Here is a 20405-nt window from a genome sequence, read left to right on the forward strand (position 1 = left end):
CCGCGTAGGCGGGAATGACATAAGAGCCATGCGAGTAATGCCAATGTTCGCTTGCAATGACGATTTTAGTATCCACGCAATAATGCTATGAGGGATTTATGAACTTACTTAAAAACATTACGGGAAAGAATTATATAAACGGTGAATTTATAGAGTTCGGGAAGCAAATATCCGTTATTAATCCTTCGACCTTAAAAGAAATCGCTACAGTTCCGAATTTAGGATTATCTGAGATTAATTCAGCGATTAATAATACGGTGCAAACTTTTTCTTCATGGTCACAAAGTTCATTTGAAGAAAGAATAACGATTCTTAGAAAATGGTATAATTTAGTAATCGAAAATATTGATGAGTTAAGTCATATATTAACACTAGAGCAGGGTAAGGTACTCGCTGAATCCAAAAAAGAAATTCTATACGGAGCATCTTTTATTGATTGGTATACATATGTTATACATAATATTCACGGGACTATTAAACCAGGCAGTAGTAAAGCTCATAAAATTGTTACGCAATATGAGCCGGTTGGAGCGTCTGCGGCTATAACTCCTTGGAATTTTCCAAATGCAATGATTACTCGTAAGGTAGTGCCTGCAATAGCTGCAGGCTGCAGCGTTATATTAAAACCGTCAAGCCTTACGCCTCTATCAGCTTTAATACTTGCGAAATTTGCAAGCGATGCCGGTTTGCCCGCCGGAGTATTTAACGTGATTACCGGTGATTCGGATGTTATAGGTAAGTCTTTTTGTGAAGATTTTAGGCTTCGGAAATTATCATTTACCGGTTCTACAAATGTCGGTAAAATTCTATATCAAAATGCTGCAAATACTCTAAAACGTTTATCTTTGGAACTTGGCGGCAATGCTCCTTTCATTATAACGGCAGATAATAATTTAGAGAAAGTAGCAAGTGATTTAGTAATCGCTAAAACTAGAAATAGCGGGCAGTCTTGTACTTCACCCAATAGGATATTTATAGAAGAATCTATATATGAAAAATTTATAGAAATTCTAAAGGCTAAATTTACTAAGCTTAAATCTGGTGACGGATTTGATAAAGCATCAGATATAGGTCCGTTAATTAACTCTGCTGCCATAGAAAAAATACAAAAGCTACTCGCTGATGCACAAAATAAAGGAGCTAAATTAATTTGCGGCGGTAAAGCTGTTGATAATTTTATTGAGCCTACTATTATTATTGACTGTTTGGATAATATGGATATCTTTAGAACAGAAATATTCGGTCCAGTGGTTGCGTGCTATAAATTTAAAGATTTGGATGAAGTAATAGAACGTGCAAATAATACCGAATACGGCTTGCAAGGATATGTATATTCAAATAATATATCTGTGGCACAAATGATAGCAACTAGGCTTGATTTTGGTATGGTTTCAATTAATAACCCATTGCCCGGAAATGCAAAAGCACCTTTTGCAGGGCGTAAAGCTTCAGGCTTTGGAGTTGAAGGCTCATTTGAAGGGATATTTGAATATCTAAATACGAAATATATAAATTTACAAGCGTAGATACCAAATCGTCATTGCGAGCAGCCGTAGGCTGCGTGGCAATCTTATCAAATATCCTGAGGGTCGTGCCTCCGTATTGCAGTTTAGAGTAAATAGTCTATAATCCTCAAACAGTAATAAGAGAGAATTATAGTTAAGGAGTTATGGCAAAAATAGATGTTAAGTGTAGATATTGTAACAACACAGAAGAAGTAATAAAGTCAGGATATTCAATTCCTGAGATAGATGAACAATGGTCTTATGTACAGAATAAATCCAGACAACGATGGCTTTGGTATGCCTTGGATAAGATTTCGTTAAAAGTAGTTGCTTATACGTTTGGTACAAGATGTGATAGCACATTAGAATCATTACTGAAAAAACTAGAGAATTTCAAGGTGACTTTTTACTATACAGATGGATGGGGGAGTTATGCTAGGTTATTAGACCCTAAAAAGCATATTATCAGTAAAAAATACACTCAACGGATAGAACGAAGTAACTTGAACCTTAGAACGAGATGCAAGAGGCTTGCACGTAAGACAATCTGCTTTTCCAAGTCATTGGATATTCATGATAAGGTTATTGGTACTCTTATTGAACGTATAGCTTTTTAATAGGCGTAACTGCAATATGGAGGCATGACCATCCTGAGATTGCTTCGTCAATTACTTCGTAATTTCCTCGCAATGACGGGAGAATTGATCCATGCAACAACACCTATATGATAATGAAATAAAAATTATGCCTGTTCCTATAAATGATATTGAAAGAAAAATTGAAGAAATTAGCCTTATACTTGATAATTATGAACCGCTTTGTTTAATAATAGGTAAAGAAAAAGTTAATCACCACTTACACATAACATCTAATAATCTTGCTGAATTGTTAGATAAAGAGATACCGCTTTCAATTGAATATTTTGATCCTATAGTACGACTAATTGAACAATTTAATAAGATTGAAATTATAATACCTCAAGGGCTTAATAATGCTTTATGTAATACATTATTAAACTTTGAGCATAATTATTATTCCGACGAATTACAAGAAACCGTAATTCAATATATAGAAAAACTTGATATTCTAGGGGTGAATGCGTACTAACACTCTAAAAATCTCAATAGTTTTACCGGTTTATAATAGAGAGAAGCTATTACCTTTTGCTATTGAGAGCTGCCTTAATCAAAGCTTTAAAGACTTTGAGCTTATTATTATTGATGATTGCTCAAAAGATAGTAGCGTTATAGTAGCTAGGAAATATGCAGAGCAGGATTCACGTATTAAGGTAATAGTAAACGAGACCAATAAAAAATTACCGGCAAGCTTGAATGTTGCTTTTAAAGAGGCCAAGGGGGAGTATTTTACTTGGACTTCAGATGATAATCTTTTCCATGAAAATGCTTTAGAAAAAATGGTTAAGACACTTGATAATTCACCTGAGATAGGGCTTGTATATACTGATTATACTTTAATCGATGAGCAAGGTAGTATAGGTGCAAGACTTTATCAAGAATCGCCTGAGTTTTTACCGATTAGAGATTGCGTCGGTGCATGTTTCTTGTATAGAGCTGATTTAGCAAGGAAAGTAGGCGGGTATAATGAAAATATGCAGTTAGTTGATGATTATGAATATTGGCTTCGTTTTGGACTTGTTACAAAATTTGCTCATATACCGGAATCTTTATATTTCTACCGAGTACATGATCAAAGCTTAACAATAGAGCGTAAAATAGAAGCAAAACAGGCCAAAAGAGCTTTAAAAGAATTATTTAAAGATAAATATATTATTCCTGCTGAGATTAAACCTATAAATGATTTATATAATTGGTTTATTGAAGATAGAAATTTAAGCTCTTATTTTAGGTTATTTAAAATAATTATTTGTAGTCCGATAATTACTATTTCTTATATTATTAAAAATCTGAAAAGAATTAGGTGATGCTTTAGAATAGTGTCATACCGTGGCTTGACCACGGTATCCAGTAAAAAACTAAAGTAGCTAGTATTAATTATTTTGTGGATACCGTGGTCAAGCCACGGTATGACAGGTAAAATGCAAAATCAAGATTTCATACATACATTAAATCCACAACAGCAAAAAGCAGTTCTTCATACTGAAGGACCGCTTTTATTGCTTGCAGGTGCCGGGACAGGTAAAACAAAAGTACTTACCTCAAGAATAGCTAATATTGTTCACCAAAATTTAGCGTCACCTCAAAATATTCTAGCCGTTACTTTTACTAATAAAGCTGCTAAAGAAATGGCTGAAAGAGTTAACAGTCTAATTAATTGCTACGGTCTTAATATAGGCACTTTCCACTCAATGGCAGCTAGGATATTACGTGACCAAATTGAGCATTTAAATCTTGGTTTAAATAATAGATTTACTATTATTAGTCATGATGATCAATTAAAACTAGTTAAAGATATAGTAAAACTAAAAGATATCGATACTAAAAAATATGCTCCTAAATTAATACATATCATAATTTCGAGATGGAAAGATCAAGGATTATTACCAAGTAAACTATCAGCATCAGATACTAATTTACCGTTGCAGAGGGTGGCAAAACTTGTATACGAAGAATATCAGAAAAATTTACTTATTTCTAATGTTTTAGATTTTGGAGATTTGCTACTTTATAATAATGAGCTTTTTATTAAAAATCCTGAAATACTAAGATATTACCAGGAAAAATATCGATATATTTTAATCGATGAATATCAAGACACTAACGTTGTCCAGTATTTATGGGCAAGAATGCTCGCAAGTTTATATAAAAATATTTGCTGTGTAGGGGATGATGATCAATCTATCTATGGTTGGCGAGGAGCGGAAGTCGGTAATATATTACGCTTTGAAAAAGATTTTGCAGGTGCAACGATTATTAAATTAGAGCAGAATTATAGATCAACTTTGCCGATACTTGCTGCTGCTTCTAATGTTATTAATAATAATAAAAACCGTCACGGTAAAACGTTATGGACGGATAGGGAAAGCGGTGAAAAGATAAAAATTATCTCTTGTTGGAGTGATAAAGAAGAAGCAAGATATATAGCCGGCGAAATAGATAAATTAGTGAGAGAAGACCGATATAATGCCGGCAATATTGCAATATTAGTACGAGCTGGATTTCAAACAAGAAGTTTTGAGGAAGCGTTTATAAATAGTGCTATGCCTTACAAAATTATAGGAGGTTTGCGGTTCTATGAACGTATGGAAATAAGAGACGTGCTTGCTTATATCCGTATATCTTTAAATCAAAATGACAATCTAGCACTTGAGCGTATTATAAATGTGCCGAAAAGGGCAATAGGTGCAGCTAGCTTAAATAAAATTAGAGTCTATGCACTTGAGCGAAATATTTCTAATTTCGCAGCCATTAAAGAAATGTTGGAAATGGGCGAGATTAAAGCAAAACCATATGAAACTCTAAAAGATTTGGTTACTAAAATTGATAATTGGCACGAAAGATTTAGTATAGATGCTCCAATAAACGTAGTTAAAGCAATACTTGATGATTCCGGTTATCTTGAAATGCTTCAAGAAGAAAAGACCGAAGAAGCATTCGGTAGAATCGAAAATATTAACGAAATGCTTAGAGCTATTGCCGAATTTAACGATGTTCATGATTTTATCGAACATTCAAGTTTAGTTATGGAAAATGAAGTGCTTGAAACTAATTACGGTGGTTCTGTTACTATAATGACCCTGCACGCAGCTAAAGGGCTTGAGTTTGACGTGGTGTTTTTACCGGGCTGGGAAGAGGGGGTATTTCCATCTCAAAGATCCCTAGACGAAGACGGCGAAAAAGGCTTAGAAGAAGAACGCCGCATTGCTTATGTCGGTATTACGAGAGCCAAAAAAGATCTCTACATTACCCACGCAGAAAGCAGAAAAATATTTTATGAAATAGTCCGCTCTTACCCTTCAAGGTTCATAACCGAAATCCCTGATGAAATTACGATTAGGACCTCTTCTATGAAAAAATACAATTCTTTTTATAAGTTTTAATTAATTTTCATTCATAAATTTTAAATTGGTTTGCATTCTTTAACTAATTATTATCTAATTTAATTAATAGAGGAAATGATATGGCCGAGGAGCTAATACCTGATAGACCACAAGAGAAACTTAAAACTGCTTTTGAATATCAAGTTGATAGTGCAGCAGGGATAATAAGAAAACTAGAGGAAAAAGGGTCATGCCTCCATATTGCAGTTACGCCTATTAAAAAGCTATACGTTCAATAAGAGTACCAATAACCTTTTTACTGATAATATGCTTTTTAGGGTCTAATAACCTAGCATAACTCCCCCATCCATCTGTATAGTAAAAAGTCACCTTGAAATTCTCTAGTTTTTTCAGTAATGATTCTAATGTGCTATCACATCTTGTACCAAACGTATAAGCAACTACTTTTAACGAAATCTTATCCAAGGCATACCAAAGCCATCGTTGTCTGGATTTATTCTGTACATAAGACCATTGTTCATCTATCTCAGGAGCAATAATTACTTCTGTTGTACTGATAGAATGATTTATTGTTTTTAATACTAGATTTTTTTAAAACACGGATAACTGTATTGATACCCACTTTTAATACTCTTACTGTATCTCTAACTCCAGAGCCGTTGATTGACATTTCTACTATTTGCTCCTTAACTCCAGGCTTAGATGCATTATTAATATACTCCAATTGAAAATATCGATTACACCGCTTGCATTGATATCTCTGTTGTTTTGAAATTGAATATCCTGACTTTATTACTTCTTCTGTATTATAGACTATTTACTCTAAACTGCAATACGGAGGCACGACCCTATTATAGTTCAACAGCAACAAGTTAATAATTTTAATTTAGCGGAACTCAGAAAAATCAATCAAATAGCATTTGATAAAACCATATTTGAAGATTCAATAAAACTAAGAAGTTCTAATATAAAACCTCCGCAAACTACTCCTGGTACTTCTACTAAAAATCAAGAAGTAGTAAGAAGAAAGGGTTAAATTTTAATATAACTTGGAAAGTCTACGTTATTGTGAGGAAGTTGTGTTGCGTGGATACCAAATCGTCATTGCGAGCAGCCGTAGGCTGCGTGGCAATCTCGTCAAATATCCTGAGATTGCTTCGTCGAAACTTACAGTTTCTTCTCGCAATGACGATATTTACCTTTAGTTAGTAATGCTTGGTGGGACGGTTAAATACTCCTCTTTCCATAGCTCGTTATAAAGAATAGGGTCAATATTACCCCCTGAGATTAGTACTAGTAATTTTTGAGGTTTGGATTGTGTTTTTAACCAATTTACCACTGAAACCATATTTATACTACTTGACGGCTCGCATATAACTTTAAGTAAATGAGTAAGCCACGCTGTCCAATAATATATTTCATATTCTTCTGCTAAATAAAAATGATCAAGTTTTTTCAGATATTCAAATGTACGAGCTGATACACTCAAGGTTTTAAGACCGTCTGCGATGGTAGTCGGTGCATTATCAAATCTATATATTGAGCCGTTTTTAACCGATAAATAAGCATCATTTGCCTTAAGCGGTTCTGAACCTATTAACAAGCTTGTCGGTGATATTAATTCCTTGGCAAGATATGAGCCGGAAATTAAACCGCCGCCGCCGCAAGAGGCAAAAATAGCATCAGGACTAAAGCCTAGCTGTTGTAATGCTTCATAGCATAATGTGCCGGCACCTGCTATTGTAGAATCACTATCGGAAGGATGTATATAGTAAAATCCTTGCTTTTCATCTTCTTTTGCTCTTTCTTCCGCTTCGTGTCGAGTATCTGTATATATAACTTCACCGCCGTAATAAAGAGCTGCTTGCTGTTTTACTTTTGAAGTATTTAACGGTAAATAAATCCTTGTTTTAATACCGAATAATTTACTTGCATAAGCAAGCCCAATCCCATGGTTACCCGTACTATAACCGACTATTTTATCAGGTAATTTTCCTTGCTCTTTTAATTCTAATAAATGATTTAATACTCCTCTAACTTTGAATGCACCGGTTTTTTGTAATGATTCAACCTTAAAAAAAATCTCATGACCGAGCATCTCATTTAAGCTTTCAGAGTGAACGATTGGAGTTAAATGTAGATATTGTTTTATTCTATTATGTGCAGTAGCTACATTTTGAGAAGATTGTAGTAATAAATTCATAAATATAATTAATAAAGATGGCTTGAAATCGCATTTATACTATATTATATAGTTAATAATTAGAAATTTTAAAAGGTTTTAATTGATGAATAAAAAATCCCTGCCGCTTATGGCATTAAGAGATATGGTAGTATTCCCGGGAGTAATTGCTCCTATTTTCGTGGGTAGACAAAAATCGCTGCAAGCGTTATCTCATACTACCGTTTCTGAGGAAGATAATAGTAAATATATTTTAGTAACTTTACAGAAAAAATTTGATCAAGAAAACCCTAGTAAACATGAACTTTATAACACAGCTATACTTGCCAAGATTATCCAAATAGTGAAGTTGCCTAATAATACGGCAAAAATCTTAATAGAAGCAGTAGCAAGAGTAAAGCTAAGCAATATCAAAGGCAACGATGCTTTTGAAGCAAATTATGAAATTATTCCGGATGAAGAAATATTTGACGTTAATAACATGCGTTCATTAGTGGATAATGCAGTACAATTATTTAGTAAATATGCGATTAATGATAAGAAAGTTAATGCGGAAATTATTGAAACTATAAATAAAGAAATAAGTAATAGCACTAATTTTATAAATATTATAAATATATTAGCTTCACATCTGATAACTTCACTTGAGGCAAAGCAGCATTTATTAGAAGAAACTAGTCCTTTTAAGCGTATCACTACGGTTATTAGTACGCTTACTTCCAATATAGTAAATTCAGAAACCGAGCAGGCATTACAGCAAAGAGTAAGAAAGCAAATCGAAAAAACGCAGCGTGATTATTATCTACACGAACAAATGAAAGCTATTCAAAAGGAGCTTGATGAAGATAAATCGGAACTTGCCGATATCGAGAAAAAAATTAAAAGTTTAAAATTATCTAAAGAAGCTAAAGAGAAAGCAGAATCAGAGCTTAAAAAACTCCGTAGTATGAATCAAATGTCGGCAGAGTCGGGAGTGACGCGTAATTATCTTGAGACTTTGCTAAGTTTGCCTTGGGGTAAGTATGATAATAGCAAAATAGATATTAACCAAGCGGAGAAAATTTTAAATCGTGACCATTTTGGACTCGAAAAAGTTAAAGAACGAATTATAGAATATTTAGCGGTATTACAGCGTTCAAGTAAAATTAGAGGACCTATATTATGTTTAATCGGTCCGCCAGGGGTCGGTAAAACTTCACTTGTAAAATCTATTGCCGAAGGAATGGGCAGAAAATACACTAAATTTGCTCTCGGCGGTGTTAGAGATGAAGCAGAAATCAGAGGGCATAGAAAAACTTACCTTGGATCAATGCCCGGTAAAATTTTAGGTCAACTTAAGAAAGTTAAGATTAGTAATCCTGTAATGCTGCTTGATGAAATCGATAAAATGAGTTCTGATTTTAGAGGTGATCCGGCATCCGCTTTGCTTGAGGTATTAGACCCTGAGCAGAATAGTCACTTTGTTGATCATTATCTAGAAGTAGAATATGATCTATCAAATGTAATATTTATTGCTACTGCTAACTCTCATGATTTACCTAGAGCTTTAAGTGATAGAATGGAAAAAATATATATTTCCGGTTATGTAGAAGAGGAAAAGCTCCAAATCGCCAAAAATTATTTAGTTCCAAAACAATTTAAAGTACATAAAATTAAGAAAGACGAAATTACTATATCTGAGACGGCAATTTTGGATTTAATTAGATATTATACCAAGGAATCAGGTGTAAGAGCTTTAGAGCGTGAAATAGGGGCATTAACTAGAAAAGCATTAAAGCAAATTTTAGCAGATAAAACAGTTAAGCATATTGCCATAGATAGTAATAATCTTGAAGAATTTTTAGGAGCTAAAAAATATAATTTCGGGCTTGCCGAGAAAGAAGACCAAATAGGTAGTACTACAGGACTTGCTTATACTGAAGTAGGAGGAGAGCTTTTAACTATAGAAGCTTTAGCATTTCCAGGGAAAGGTGAAATAAAGACCACCGGAAAACTCGGTGATGTTATGAAAGAATCGGCAATGGCTGCCTATAGTTGTTTTAGAAGCAGAGCAACAAATTTTGGATTAAAATACGACAATTATAAAGATTTTGATATTCACATTCACGTACCGGCGGGAGCTATTCCAAAAGATGGACCGTCTGCCGGCTGTGCTTTGTTTACTACTATTGTTTCGTTAATGACTAAAATACCCGTACACCGCACTGTAGCAATGACCGGTGAAATTACTTTAAGAGGAAATGTTTTACCTATCGGTGGTCTTAAAGAGAAGTTGCTTGCTGCGAGTAGGGGAGGGATTAAAACCGTATTAATTCCTGAGGAGAATGTTAAAGACTTAAAAGATATACCGCCGAATATAAAAGAAAGCCTAGAAATTATATCCGTGTCAAATATCGACCAAGTACTTAAGAATGCTTTGGTAGAAACCCCGATAAATAAATAGAAATCGGTCATATGATAGTACTGGATAATTTTTAAAGAACCCTAGATGTCATTCCTGCGAAAGCAGGAAGCCAGAAAAAAATATAAATACAGCAAATTTTTGAAATTAAAAGCTCGATTTATCTCGCTTTATGCTGGGTTCCTGCTTTCGCAGGAATGACATTGGTATCCACACGGGCAATGCCTTCTCGCAATTACGGAAAAACCGAACCATGCAATAGCACCGCAATCTTTTGATTGTGGTTCAATCCATAAAATTTATTACTTTCCTATAAATAATCCCAAAAATCTATTGTTGTAAAAAAGTTGCTACAAATTATTAATTAAAAAATAATTAATGTATTGGGGTTAATATTAATGAAAAAATCAAAAATATTAAGAAAATTTCTAACAACGGCATCATTATGCGGAACATTATTCACTAGCTCTAATGCTGCAGGAGCAACAATTCCTAATCTCGGTAGCGTAAGCTTGAGTACCGGTGCCGGTCTTGTAGGAGGAGTATTTAATAACGGCGATATTATTCAAATAGCGGTTGGAGGACTTGGAATTAAAATATCGGCCGATAAAGCAAATGCTGTTGTTGGCGGGATAAATACATTAATAGCACTACCTGCTTTTGGTGGGGTTGAGGTAAGTCAAAATGTATCAATAGGTCCTCTTAGTGCAACAGTAGGGCTTGCTCCTAATTTTGGTCCTCTTAAATTTATTAGTAATAATGTTACGTCAATTATTACCGGAGTCGGTAATCAAACATTTAGTAATATAGATTTCGCCGGTAAGAATTCTACTTTACAAATTAATAACGGTTTAAATATTACAACTCAGATAGATGATACGGTAGCCGGAAATAACGGTATAATAACTTTTGCAGGTACAGGGACTATATCAAATAATATAGGCTTAACTAATTCTCTTTCTCAAATAAATGTAGGCAATGGGGAAGCGCAGATTTATATGCCTGGAGCAGGTAATAGCATAATTAATGCTGCAAATATAAATCTTACTAACAATAATTCTATACTTACTCTTTTTGACGGTAATGTAACAACGTTAACGGGTAATATAAATAATACTACCGGCGTTGACGGTCAAGGGGTACTAAATCTAGCTCATGATTTGGCCAGTGATAATATAATAACAGGCGATATAGGTAATATAGGCTCATTAGCCGCAGTAAATGTTTTACTTGGGTCGGCAACACTTAATTCTACAATATTAAAAGCTGCTAATATTAATTTACAAAGTAATACATCCGTACTTAATTTAGATGACGACATAATTGTTACGGGTAATATAAACGGTGCGGTCATGCCTCCATATTGCAGTTACGCCTATTAAAAAGCTATACGTTCAATAAGAGTACCAATAACCTTATCATGAATATCCAATGACTTGGAAAAGCAGATTGTCTTACGTGCAAGCCTCTTGGGTCATGCCTCCATATTGCAGTTACGCCTATTAAAAAGCTATACGTTCAATAAGAGTACCAATAACCTTATCATGAATATCCAATGACTTGGAAAAGCAGATTGTCTTACGTGCAAGCCTCTTGCATCTCGTTCTAAGGTTCAAGTTACTTCGTTCTATCCGTTGAGTGTATTTTTTACTGATAATATGCTTTTTAGGGTCTAATAACCTAGCATAACTCCCCCATCCATCTGTATAGTAAAAAGTCACCTTGAAATTCTCTAGTTTTTTCAGTAATGATTCTAATGTGCTATCACATCTTGTACCAAACGTATAAGCAACTACTTTTAACGAAATCTTATCCAAGGCATACCAAAGCCATCGTTGTCTGGATTTATTCTGTACATAAGACCATTGTTCATCTATCTCAGGAGCAATAATTACTGCTGTTGTACTGATAGAATGATTTATTGTTTTTAATACTAGATTTTTTTAAAACACGGATAACTGTATTGATACCCACTTTTAATACTCTTACTGTATCTCTAACTCCAGAGCCGTTGATTGACATTTCTACTATTTGCTCCTTAACTCCAGGCTTAGATGCATTATTAATATACTCCAATTGGGTCATGCCTCCATATTGCAGTTACGCCTATTAAAAAGCTATACGTTCAATAAGAGTACCAATAACCTTATCATGAATATCCAATGACTTGGAAAAGCAGATTGTCTTACGTGCAAGCCTCTTGCATCTCGTTCTAAGGTTCAAGTTACTTCGTTCTATCCGTTGAGTGTATTTTTTACTGATAATATGCTTTTTAGGGTCTAATAACCTAGCATAACTCCCCCATCCATCTGTATAGTAAAAAGTCACCTTGAAATTCTCTAGTTTTTTCAGTAATGATTCTAATGTGCTATCACATCTTGTACCAAACGTATAAGCAACTACTTTTAACGAAATCTTATCCAAGGCATACCAAAGCCATCGTTGTCTGGATTTATTCTGTACATAAGACCATTGTTCATCTATCTCAGGAGCAATAATTACTTCTGTTGTACTGATAGAATGATTTATTGTTTTTAATACTAGATTTTTTTAAAACACGGATAACTGTATTGATACCCACTTTTAATACTCTTACTGTATCTCTAACTCCAGAGCCGTTGATTGACATTTCTACTATTTGCTCCTTAACTCCAGGCTTAGATGCATTATTAATATACTCCAATTGAAAATATCGATTACACCGCTTGCATTGATATCTCTGTTGTTTTGAAATTGAATATCCTGACTTTATTACTTCTTCTGTGTTGTTACAATATCTACACTTAACATCTATTTTTGCCATAACTCCTTAACTATAATTCTCTCTTATTACTGTTTGAGGATTATAGACTATTTACTCTAAACTGCAATACGGAGGCACGACCCTCCAATTGAAAATATCGATTACACCGCTTGCATTGATATCTCTGTTGTTTTGAAATTGAATATCCTGACTTTATTACTTCTTCTGTGTTGTTACAATATCTACACTTAACATCTATTTTTGCCATAACTCCTTAACTATAATTCTCTCTTATTACTGTTTGAGGATTATAGACTATTTACTCTAAACTGCAATACGGAGGCACGACCGCCTCTTGCATCTCGTTCTAAGGTTCAAGTTACTTCGTTCTATCCGTTGAGTGTATTTTTTACTGATAATATGCTTTTTAGGGTCTAATAACCTAGCATAACTCCCCCATCCATCTGTATAGTAAAAAGTCACCTTGAAATTCTCTAGTTTTTTCAGTAATGATTCTAATGTGCTATCACATCTTGTACCAAACGTATAAGCAACTACTTTTAACGAAATCTTATCCAAGGCATACCAAAGCCATCGTTGTCTGGATTTATTCTGTACATAAGACCATTGTTCATCTATCTCAGGAGCAATAATTACTTCTGTTGTACTGATAGAATGATTTATTGTTTTTAATACTAGATTTTTTAAAACACGGATAACTGTATTGATACCCACTTTTAATACTCTTACTGTATCTCTAACTCCAGAGCCGTTGATTGACATTTCTACTATTTGCTCCTTAACTCCAGGCTTAGATGCATTATTAATATACTCCAATTGAAAATATCGATTACACCGCTTGCATTGATATCTCTGTTGTTTTGAAATTGAATATCCTGACTTTATTACTTCTTCTGTGTTGTTACAATATCTACACTTAACATCTATTTTTGCCATAACTCCTTAACTATAATTCTCTCTTATTACTGTTTGAGGATTATAGACTAACTCTAAACTGCAATACGGAGGCACGACCAATAAAAGGAGCATATGGATTTTTTAGAAAACGAAAAGAAACGCTGAAACCCTGAAAAGGTTTGGCGAGAGTGACGGGACTCGAACCCGCGACCTTCTGCGTGACAGGCAGACGCTCTAACCAACTGAGCTACACCCCCTTATACATAAGAGATAACAATATATATAACAATTCTTCTATTTCTGCAAGAGTAAAATATCTTATTTTATCAAAAAATATACAGCACCTAAACCTCTAAACATTCCTGCTTATTATTATTAATCCAAATTAGTCACTATTAGTTGAAGCCTTGAAAATTATTATACTTTTTAAGGACTTTGTTAAAAAAGAAAAACCTATAGGTTATATTTACATTAACAAAATCTTATTTTATTAATAATTATTAGAGGTTTTATATGACTAAACCATATGTCATTAAATTAACTACTCCTTTTGAGCGTATTAAACTTTATAATCCTATACCCGATATTGCTCTTAGAAGTGCTATTATTATGCAGGCAATAATAGATGCAACTAATACTTCTACCAAGAAAGAGGCAACAAAAGCAGAATATAATGCTAAAAAGTGGCTTTTTGAAAATAATGAAAATTTTAATGCTACCTGCTTAGAAATGGGCATTGAGCCTAATTATGTAAGAAAGACTGCTAAAAAACTAATTAAATCGCAACAAAATAAAGATAAGCGTCCTAAACTCTACGGCTAAAGTTTAAATTAAATTAATTTGTAATAAAACTTGAATTTACTCTAAATATAAATTAATTGTATAGGTGTTACTTAGTAACGCCTATACAATTAATTATTTCAGATTATAAAGGTTATTTATGATTATTTCAGTTTCAGCTCAACATATTTCGATCGGTAATAGCTTACAAGAATATTCCAAAGAGAGGGCTACGCAAGTCGTTAAAAAATATTTTACCGATATAATAAATATAGATATACATTTTTCAAAAGAGGGAATTAACTTTAAATGTGATATTATAGTAAAATATGGATCAGGTAAACATAGTATAGTCAAAAGTAATGATAGTTGTAGCGATATATATGTAGCTTTTGATAAAGCTATGTCAAAACTAGAAAAACAGCTTAGAAAATATAAATCAAAATTCAAAAATCATCATGCGGGTAAAGTAAAAATATCAGAAATTGCTTACGAAGGTACCAAATATATTATTAATCCGCAATCTGATAGTGACACCTCTAACTCCGAAGATAATGATAATCCGGCAATTATCGCTGAAAAGCCTGTAGAAATATTAAAATTATCAGTAAAAGAAGCGGTAATGAAAATGGATTTAGAAGATTTACCTGCGGTAGTATTTAAAAATATCAATAATGATCGTATCAATATAGTTTATTATCGTAAAGACGGTAATATTTCTTGGGTAGATTATAATTAATGATTATTATCCCCTATAAAGGAGTTACGCCAAGAATCGATAAAACTGCATATATTGCCGAAAGCAGCTCTTTAATAGGAGATGTTGAAATAGGTAGTAATTCAAGTATTTGGTTTAATACGGTTCTTAGAGGCGACGTTGAATCAATAAAAATAGGAAATAATACTAACGTGCAAGACGGTAGTGTAATTCATACTTCAAGATTTAACGGACCAGTAGAAATAGGCGATAATATAACTATCGGTCATCTCTCTCTTATTCATGCCTGTACCATACATAATAATGCATTTATTGGTATGCGTACTACGATAATGGATTATGCAGTAATAGAAGAATACGCTTTTATTGCGGCAGGAAGCCTAATCCCGCCAAAGAGGGTAATTAAATCTAAAGAATTATGGATGGGATCGCCTGCAAAATTTGTTAGATATTTAACCGATCAAGATTTAGAATATATGCAAGATAATGTAAGAAATTATGTAGAACTTGCAAAAGTTTATAAGATACTCGTTTAATTTGAAAAATTGGCGTCGTTGTTTCATATTTTTTGATCCTCACGTACTAATTGTACGCTGCGGTCAAAAAATATGAAACGCCTTGCTCTTTTCCAAATTAAACTTCGTCTCTCTACTTTTCATTGATCAGACGGCATATAAGAAATTCTTAAACGCCTTAACTGTATTTTTAAGTAAAAACGCAATGGTCATTGGTCCTATACCGCCAGGAACAGGGGTAATATATCTAACTTTAGACTTAACATTTTCAAAATCAACGTCACCGATAATTTTATTTTCGCTAATTCTATTAATTCCTACATCAATTACTATAGATTTAGAGTTAAAATATTCTGCAGTTAATTTTAAAGGTGAGCCTATTGCAGCAACGACAATATCCGCTTTAGAAGTTATAGAACTTAAATTTTGTGATTTAGAATGACAAATAGTAACACTGCAATCTTCTTGCAATAGTAAGGCACTTAGAGGTTTACCTACTATATTTGATCGTCCAACAATTACGGCATTTTTACCGCTTAAATTCGGTTCATATTTTTTTATAACTGCAAGACAACCAAGGGCAGTGCAGGGTACAAAGCCTTTACTAATCCCGCTATGTAAGTAACCGACATTTAAAGGATGAAACCCATCAATATCTTTATACGGCGATACAGCCGATAAAATTTTATTTTTATCTATAGAGTTTGGCAAAGGTAGTTGAACTATAATTCCCGAAATCTCGTTATCAAGGTTTAACACATTGATTTTCGATATTAAATCATCAGTATGAATAGTAGTAGATAGATTTACTAATAAAGTATCAATTCCTATTTTATATGCATTTTTTATTTTATTTTTTACATAAATAATGCTTGCTGGATTATCGCCTACTAGTACTATAGCAAGCTTTGGTGAAGCGTTGGTTTGACTTTTAAGTTCTTGAATTTCTAGCTTTAAGTCTGCTAGTATTTCATTTGCTAACGCTTTACCATCAATTATATTATTCACTATTATTTTTGTCTCCATTCAGTTTTAACGTCATTGCGAGGAGCGAAGCGACGTGGCAATCTCATCAAATATCCTGAGATTGCGGACGTACAATTACTCCGTAATTTCCTCGCAATGACGATCTCTTTATTTAGTGACGTCCCCCTACTTCTTTTCCCCATACTTCGTTGTAGAATACTCAAAATGTAGAGCCTTGCCGTCAAATACTCTACTATAAGCATGATGAAGGCTACTTGCTGCTTCGGCAAAGCCCGTAAGAATCAGCTTAAGCTTACCTGTATAATGAGCAATATCCCCAATGGCGTAAATACCTTCTATATTAGTTTGATAATAGGAGTTATCTACCTCAATATGGTGAAGCTTAACATTTAAACCCCAATTTGCTAAGCTACCTAAATCTTGTTTTAAACCAAAAAATGGTAGTAATATATTGGCATCTAATTTGCGAGTATTATTTTGTAGATCTTTAACTATAACCGATTGAAGTTCACTATTATTACCATCTAAAGCATTTAATTGATAACCGGTTACTAACTCGATTTTACCGGTTTCTGCAATATGCCTTAATTGTCTTACGCTTTCTGGGGCTGCTGTAAATTTATCCCGCCTATGTACTAAATATATTTTATTTGCAATTTCCGAAAGAGAAATAGCCCAGTCAACAGCCGAATCCCCGCCGCCTGCTATAACTATATTTTTACCTGCAAATTTGCTTTTATCATTAATAAAATAAAAAACCGACTTGCCTTCAAAATCTTCAATATTTGCAAGGGGCGGTTTATTTGGACCGAATGAACCTGCTCCTGCTGCAATAATAATAACTTTGCTTTTAATAGTAGTATTGTTAGAGGTTCTAATTTCAAAAAAATCACCTTGCTTATTCAGCTCTATAGCTTGCTGATTTAAGTGATATACAGGCTTAAAAGGAGCGGCTTGAAGCTCTAACTGTTTTATTAGCTCTTCTGCAGCAATTTTAGGATATGCCGGTATATCGTAAATAGGCTTTTCAGGGTATAGAGTAATACACTGACCTCCTATGATTTCTTGAGCATCGATAACGTGGCACTTCATCCCAAGCATTCCAGCCTGAAAAATCGTAAATAGTCCTACGGGACCTGCACCTATTATTATAACATCCGTAGTATGTGTCATATGTAATATCCTGAATTTTAAAAAGGATTTTATTAGATATTGAGGAAATAATCAAATAGATATTGATTTAATATGTCCTAACTTAGCCCAACTAAGAATTTTTTGATCTCTAGTAAGTAGGGTAGCTCCAAGGCATTTTGCTGTTGCTACAATAATTCTGTCAGCCGGATCACCATGAAAATCATCCATAAGAGAAACGCTCTCAGCAGCGACCTCCGGAGAAATATCTTTAATAGATAATCCGTCGATATTTGTTATAGAATTCAGAAAATCTTTTATAGGTTCGTAAACATTAATACGCTTTTTAAAGTTAAGCATAGCTATTTCCCATAATGAAATAGAACTAAGAAATAATTGCGAATTTTCTTGAGCTAAATTGATTTTGTGTTTTATTTGTTCTGATAATTCTTCAGGTTGTAATATTGACCACAATAAAACATGGGTATCTAGTACTAAGCCACTATTAATGTTCTGCATTCCATTTTTCTTCTATTGAATCTAATATATCTGCTTTTATCTCAGCTTTATTTTTTAGCATACCGAATATTGAGGTCTTTTTAGTATTGATAGGCAATATTTGTGCTACTTCCCTATCTCTTTTAGTAATTATAATGGATTCTTTATCGGTTTGTAATTTTTCTATTATCTCAAGACAATGAGATTTAAATTGACTTATTGCTATTTTAGTAGTCATTTTATATACCAGAAAGTAAAAAGTATTATCATGTTATAATAGTCAAATAGAATAGTCAATTACATTTTTAATTTATTTGTAAATATATTCTGTGGGAAAAATATCATAAATTCATATTTAAATATAACTATTTCTTAAACTAGCCTTGTAAAATCGTTAAAATTTGTCAAAAATTAATAATGAATATTAATTATTTTTATTAAAATTATGAAAAATAACTTTAAAATTCTACGAAATATTATCGGTTTTATTATCTTAATTATAAGTGCAGGAAATAGCTTCGCCTCGTCTGCTAATGCTTTTTTCCTTGTTAGTGCAACGGTTTTACCGTCTTGTATAGTTACTGCTACTCCTTTAGCTTTTGGTACGTATGTTCCGACTGCTGATTCTCTACAAACAAACACACTTACTATAACTTGTACTTTAGGTACTAATTATACTGTTTCATTAAACGCTGGTACTGCACCTGCCGCTACAACAAGTACTCGCAAAATGACAGGTCTTGTTAACACTACTAGCTATTTACCTTATAATCTTTATTCTAATGCAGCAAGAACTCAAAATTGGGGAAATCAATCAAGCGACTGGGTACCTGGAACAGGTACGGGATTACCTCAAACGCTCACAATATACGGAAAAATACCTCAAGGGGCAAATGTTCCTTCTGATACTTATAACGATACAATTACAGTAACCGTAGCATATTGATATTATGAAAAAATATTTTTTAAGATTTCTACCTATTCTATTTATATTATTTACTTTTAATGTTTTTGCTAGTGCTACTATCGTACCTGTCAATATAGAGATAAGTAAAGATAATAAAATAGCAACTATGACGGTACAAAATAATGATTATACACCTAAAAAGTTTCAGCTACTTCTTTTAAAACGTGTGTATGAAAACGGTACAGAAGAATATAAAGAAACTACGGATTTAGTGGCAACTCCGGTAACATTTACCTTGCATGGCGGTAAAACACAATTGATACGGTTAGCTTTAAAAAATACACAGAATTTTTCTACTAGAGAAAAAGACTATAGAATCATATTAAGAGAATTACCGCGTAGAGTAAAACGGTCATGCCTCCATATTGCAGTTACGCCTATTAAAAAGCTATACGTTCAATAAGAGTACCAATAACCTTATCATGAATATCCAATGACTTGGAAAAGCAGATTGTCTTACGTGCAAGCCTCTTGCATCTCGTTCTAAGGTTCAAGTTACTTCGTTCTATCCGTTGAGTGTATTTTTTACTGATAATATGCTTTTTAGGGTCTAATAACCTAGCATAACTCCCCCATCCATCTGTATAGTAAAAAGTCACCTTGAAATTCTCTAGTTTTTTCAGTAATGATTCTAATGTGCTATCACATCTTGTACCAAACGTATAAGCAACTACTTTTAACGAAATCTTATCCAAGGCATACCAAAGCCATCGTTGTCTGGATTTATTCTGTACATAAGACCATTGTTCATCTATCTCAGGAGCAATAATTACTTCTGTTGTACTGATAGAATGATTTATTGTTTTTAATACTAGATTTTTTAAAACACGGATAACTGTATTGATACCCACTTTTAATACTCTTACTGTATCTCTAACTCCAGAGCCGTTGATTGACATTTCTACTATTTGCTCCTTAACTCCAGGCTTAGATGCATTATTAATATACTCCAATTGAAAATATCGATTACACCGCTTGCATTGATATCTCTGTTGTTTTGAAATTGAATATCCTGGCACGACCCGGAATTAAAAGATCCAACATTTAATTGGATAAACTTTGCTATACCATTAGAAGGTGA

Annotated in this window: 25 protein-coding genes, 1 tRNA gene and 5 pseudogenes; 14 read left to right on the top strand and 17 right to left on the bottom strand. The window is 33.4% G+C overall.

Annotation, left to right across the window (positions count from 1 at the left end):
* Positions 1–98: 98 nt before the first annotated feature.
* From ACNFN7_RS06625 to ACNFN7_RS06640, 4 genes are all read left to right on the top strand, one after another.
* Positions 99–1526, top strand: a complete 1428-nt coding sequence (locus tag ACNFN7_RS06625; protein ID WP_485441342.1) for an NAD-dependent succinate-semialdehyde dehydrogenase — start codon at positions 99–101, stop codon at positions 1524–1526.
* Between the two features lie 143 nt (positions 1527–1669).
* Entirely contained in the window at positions 1670–2122 is a 453-nt protein-coding gene (locus ACNFN7_RS06630; RefSeq protein WP_485441343.1) for an IS1 family transposase, read from the top strand.
* A gap of 91 nt (positions 2123–2213) precedes the next feature.
* Entirely contained in the window at positions 2214–2612 is a 399-nt protein-coding gene (locus ACNFN7_RS06635) for a hypothetical protein (protein ID WP_485441344.1), read from the top strand.
* Positions 2602–3447 (top strand): glycosyltransferase, encoded by an 846-nt coding sequence (locus ACNFN7_RS06640; RefSeq protein WP_485441345.1) that lies wholly within the window; start codon positions 2602–2604, stop codon positions 3445–3447. The genes ACNFN7_RS06635 and ACNFN7_RS06640 overlap by 11 nt, the downstream gene beginning before the upstream one ends.
* 11 nt (positions 3448–3458) lie before the next feature.
* Here the strand turns inward: ACNFN7_RS06640 and ACNFN7_RS06645 are convergent.
* A pseudogene (locus ACNFN7_RS06645) lies at positions 3459–3560 on the bottom strand (palindromic element RPE4 domain-containing protein); the annotation flags it as partial.
* On the opposite strand from ACNFN7_RS06645, the gene pcrA reads away from it, so the two are divergent.
* The gene (pcrA, locus tag ACNFN7_RS06650) at positions 3550–5523 is read left to right on the top strand and encodes a DNA helicase PcrA (RefSeq protein WP_485441390.1); all 1974 of its coding nucleotides are present in this window, start codon (positions 3550–3552) and stop codon (positions 5521–5523) included. The pseudogene ACNFN7_RS06645 and the gene pcrA overlap by 11 nt on opposite strands.
* A gap of 80 nt (positions 5524–5603) precedes the next feature.
* The gene (locus ACNFN7_RS06655) at positions 5604–5762 is read left to right on the top strand and encodes a hypothetical protein (RefSeq protein WP_485441346.1); all 159 of its coding nucleotides are present in this window, start codon (positions 5604–5606) and stop codon (positions 5760–5762) included.
* Here ACNFN7_RS06655 and ACNFN7_RS06660 read toward each other — a convergent pair.
* Positions 5740–6054 carry an IS1 family transposase gene (locus ACNFN7_RS06660; protein ID WP_485441391.1) on the bottom strand — a complete coding sequence of 105 codons (315 nt, stop codon included), beginning with the start codon at positions 6052–6054 and terminating at the stop codon, positions 5740–5742. The genes ACNFN7_RS06655 and ACNFN7_RS06660 overlap by 23 nt on opposite strands.
* Positions 6011–6208, bottom strand: coding sequence for an IS1-like element transposase (locus tag ACNFN7_RS06665; RefSeq protein ID WP_485441003.1), 198 nt, complete (start codon positions 6206–6208; stop codon positions 6011–6013). The genes ACNFN7_RS06660 and ACNFN7_RS06665 overlap by 44 nt, the downstream gene beginning before the upstream one ends.
* 120 nt (positions 6209–6328) lie before the next feature.
* On the opposite strand from ACNFN7_RS06665, the pseudogene ACNFN7_RS06670 reads away from it, so the two are divergent.
* Positions 6329–6520 (top strand): annotated as a pseudogene (locus ACNFN7_RS06670) (hypothetical protein); the annotation flags it as partial.
* Positions 6521–6547: 27 nt separating this feature from the next.
* Here the strand turns inward: ACNFN7_RS06670 and ACNFN7_RS06675 are convergent.
* Both ACNFN7_RS06675 and ACNFN7_RS06680 read right to left on the bottom strand, forming a co-directional pair.
* On the bottom strand, positions 6548–6670 hold the full coding sequence (locus ACNFN7_RS06675; protein WP_156144414.1) for an RND transporter: 123 nt from the start codon (positions 6668–6670) through the stop codon (positions 6548–6550).
* A gap of 15 nt (positions 6671–6685) precedes the next feature.
* On the bottom strand, positions 6686–7687 hold the full coding sequence (locus ACNFN7_RS06680; protein ID WP_485441347.1) for a serine/threonine dehydratase: 1002 nt from the start codon (positions 7685–7687) through the stop codon (positions 6686–6688).
* Positions 7688–7772: 85 nt separating this feature from the next.
* Between ACNFN7_RS06680 and lon the strand changes: the two genes are divergently transcribed.
* Positions 7773–10109, top strand: a complete 2337-nt coding sequence (gene lon / locus ACNFN7_RS06685; RefSeq protein WP_485441348.1) for an endopeptidase La — start codon at positions 7773–7775, stop codon at positions 10107–10109.
* 356 nt (positions 10110–10465) lie between these two features.
* Positions 10466–11413, top strand: a pseudogene (locus ACNFN7_RS06690) (autotransporter outer membrane beta-barrel domain-containing protein); the annotation flags it as partial.
* 32 nt (positions 11414–11445) lie between these two features.
* Here the strand turns inward: ACNFN7_RS06690 and ACNFN7_RS06695 are convergent.
* The 7 genes and pseudogenes from ACNFN7_RS06695 to ACNFN7_RS06725 form a co-directional block, all read right to left on the bottom strand.
* Positions 11446–11526 (bottom strand): annotated as a pseudogene (locus ACNFN7_RS06695) (IS1 family transposase); the annotation flags it as partial.
* A 43-nt stretch (positions 11527–11569) separates the two neighbouring features.
* Complete coding sequence (locus ACNFN7_RS06700) at positions 11570–11989, bottom strand: IS1 family transposase (RefSeq protein WP_485441392.1); 420 nt, start codon at positions 11987–11989, stop codon at positions 11570–11572.
* Complete coding sequence (locus tag ACNFN7_RS06705) at positions 11946–12152, bottom strand: IS1-like element transposase (protein WP_485441349.1); 207 nt, start codon at positions 12150–12152, stop codon at positions 11946–11948. Before ACNFN7_RS06705 ends, ACNFN7_RS06700 begins: the two co-directional genes overlap by 44 nt.
* A 24-nt stretch (positions 12153–12176) precedes the next feature.
* Positions 12177–12870: pseudogene (locus tag ACNFN7_RS06710) on the bottom strand (IS1 family transposase).
* 40 nt (positions 12871–12910) lie between these two features.
* Positions 12911–13078, bottom strand: coding sequence for an IS1 family transposase (locus tag ACNFN7_RS06715; protein WP_485440582.1), 168 nt, complete (start codon positions 13076–13078; stop codon positions 12911–12913).
* 56 nt (positions 13079–13134) lie between these two features.
* Positions 13135–13767: an IS1 family transposase gene (locus tag ACNFN7_RS06720; RefSeq protein WP_485441350.1), complete on the bottom strand. Its 633-nt coding sequence runs from the start codon at positions 13765–13767 to the stop codon at positions 13135–13137.
* A gap of 141 nt (positions 13768–13908) precedes the next feature.
* Positions 13909–13985 (bottom strand) — tRNA-Asp (locus ACNFN7_RS06725).
* Between the two features lie 256 nt (positions 13986–14241).
* Here ACNFN7_RS06725 and ACNFN7_RS06730 point away from each other — a divergent pair.
* The 3 genes from ACNFN7_RS06730 to ACNFN7_RS06740 all read left to right on the top strand — a co-directional run bounded on the left by ACNFN7_RS06730 (position 14242) and on the right by ACNFN7_RS06740 (position 15762).
* Positions 14242–14550: a hypothetical protein gene (locus tag ACNFN7_RS06730; protein WP_011271026.1), complete on the top strand. Its 309-nt coding sequence runs from the start codon at positions 14242–14244 to the stop codon at positions 14548–14550.
* Positions 14551–14668: 118 nt separating this feature from the next.
* Complete coding sequence (hpf, locus tag ACNFN7_RS06735) at positions 14669–15247, top strand: ribosome hibernation-promoting factor, HPF/YfiA family (RefSeq protein WP_011271027.1); 579 nt, start codon at positions 14669–14671, stop codon at positions 15245–15247.
* A complete protein-coding gene (locus ACNFN7_RS06740) occupies positions 15247–15762 on the top strand; it encodes a gamma carbonic anhydrase family protein (protein WP_485441351.1) in 516 nt (171 codons plus the stop codon). Before hpf ends, ACNFN7_RS06740 begins: the two co-directional genes overlap by 1 nt.
* Positions 15763–15888: 126 nt before the next feature.
* On the opposite strand, the gene folD is transcribed toward ACNFN7_RS06740, so the two are convergent.
* The 4 genes from folD to ACNFN7_RS06760 form a co-directional block, all read right to left on the bottom strand.
* The gene (gene folD / locus ACNFN7_RS06745; protein ID WP_485441352.1) at positions 15889–16749 is read right to left on the bottom strand and encodes a bifunctional methylenetetrahydrofolate dehydrogenase/methenyltetrahydrofolate cyclohydrolase FolD; all 861 of its coding nucleotides are present in this window, start codon (positions 16747–16749) and stop codon (positions 15889–15891) included.
* 144 nt (positions 16750–16893) lie between these two features.
* Positions 16894–17901 carry an NAD(P)/FAD-dependent oxidoreductase gene (locus ACNFN7_RS06750; protein ID WP_485441353.1) on the bottom strand — a complete coding sequence of 336 codons (1008 nt, stop codon included), beginning with the start codon at positions 17899–17901 and terminating at the stop codon, positions 16894–16896.
* Between the two features lie 51 nt (positions 17902–17952).
* Positions 17953–18378 (bottom strand): type II toxin-antitoxin system VapC family toxin, encoded by a 426-nt coding sequence (locus ACNFN7_RS06755; protein ID WP_485441354.1) that lies wholly within the window; start codon positions 18376–18378, stop codon positions 17953–17955.
* The gene (locus ACNFN7_RS06760; RefSeq protein ID WP_011271032.1) at positions 18365–18595 is read right to left on the bottom strand and encodes a type II toxin-antitoxin system Phd/YefM family antitoxin; all 231 of its coding nucleotides are present in this window, start codon (positions 18593–18595) and stop codon (positions 18365–18367) included. Before ACNFN7_RS06760 ends, ACNFN7_RS06755 begins: the two co-directional genes overlap by 14 nt.
* A 207-nt stretch (positions 18596–18802) precedes the next feature.
* On the opposite strand from ACNFN7_RS06760, the gene ACNFN7_RS06765 reads away from it, so the two are divergent.
* Positions 18803–19303, top strand: a complete 501-nt coding sequence (locus ACNFN7_RS06765) for a Csu type fimbrial protein (RefSeq protein WP_485441355.1) — start codon at positions 18803–18805, stop codon at positions 19301–19303.
* 127 nt (positions 19304–19430) lie between these two features.
* Positions 19431–19727 carry a fimbria/pilus periplasmic chaperone gene (locus ACNFN7_RS06770; protein WP_485441393.1) on the top strand — a complete coding sequence of 99 codons (297 nt, stop codon included), beginning with the start codon at positions 19431–19433 and terminating at the stop codon, positions 19725–19727.
* On the opposite strand, the gene ACNFN7_RS06775 is transcribed toward ACNFN7_RS06770, so the two are convergent.
* A complete protein-coding gene (locus tag ACNFN7_RS06775) occupies positions 19705–20343 on the bottom strand; it encodes an IS1 family transposase (RefSeq protein WP_485441356.1) in 639 nt (212 codons plus the stop codon). The genes ACNFN7_RS06770 and ACNFN7_RS06775 overlap by 23 nt on opposite strands.
* Between the last annotated feature and the right edge of the window lie 62 nt (positions 20344–20405).

It is taken from the genome of Rickettsia sp. MAE-05 (genome assembly GCF_057319745.1).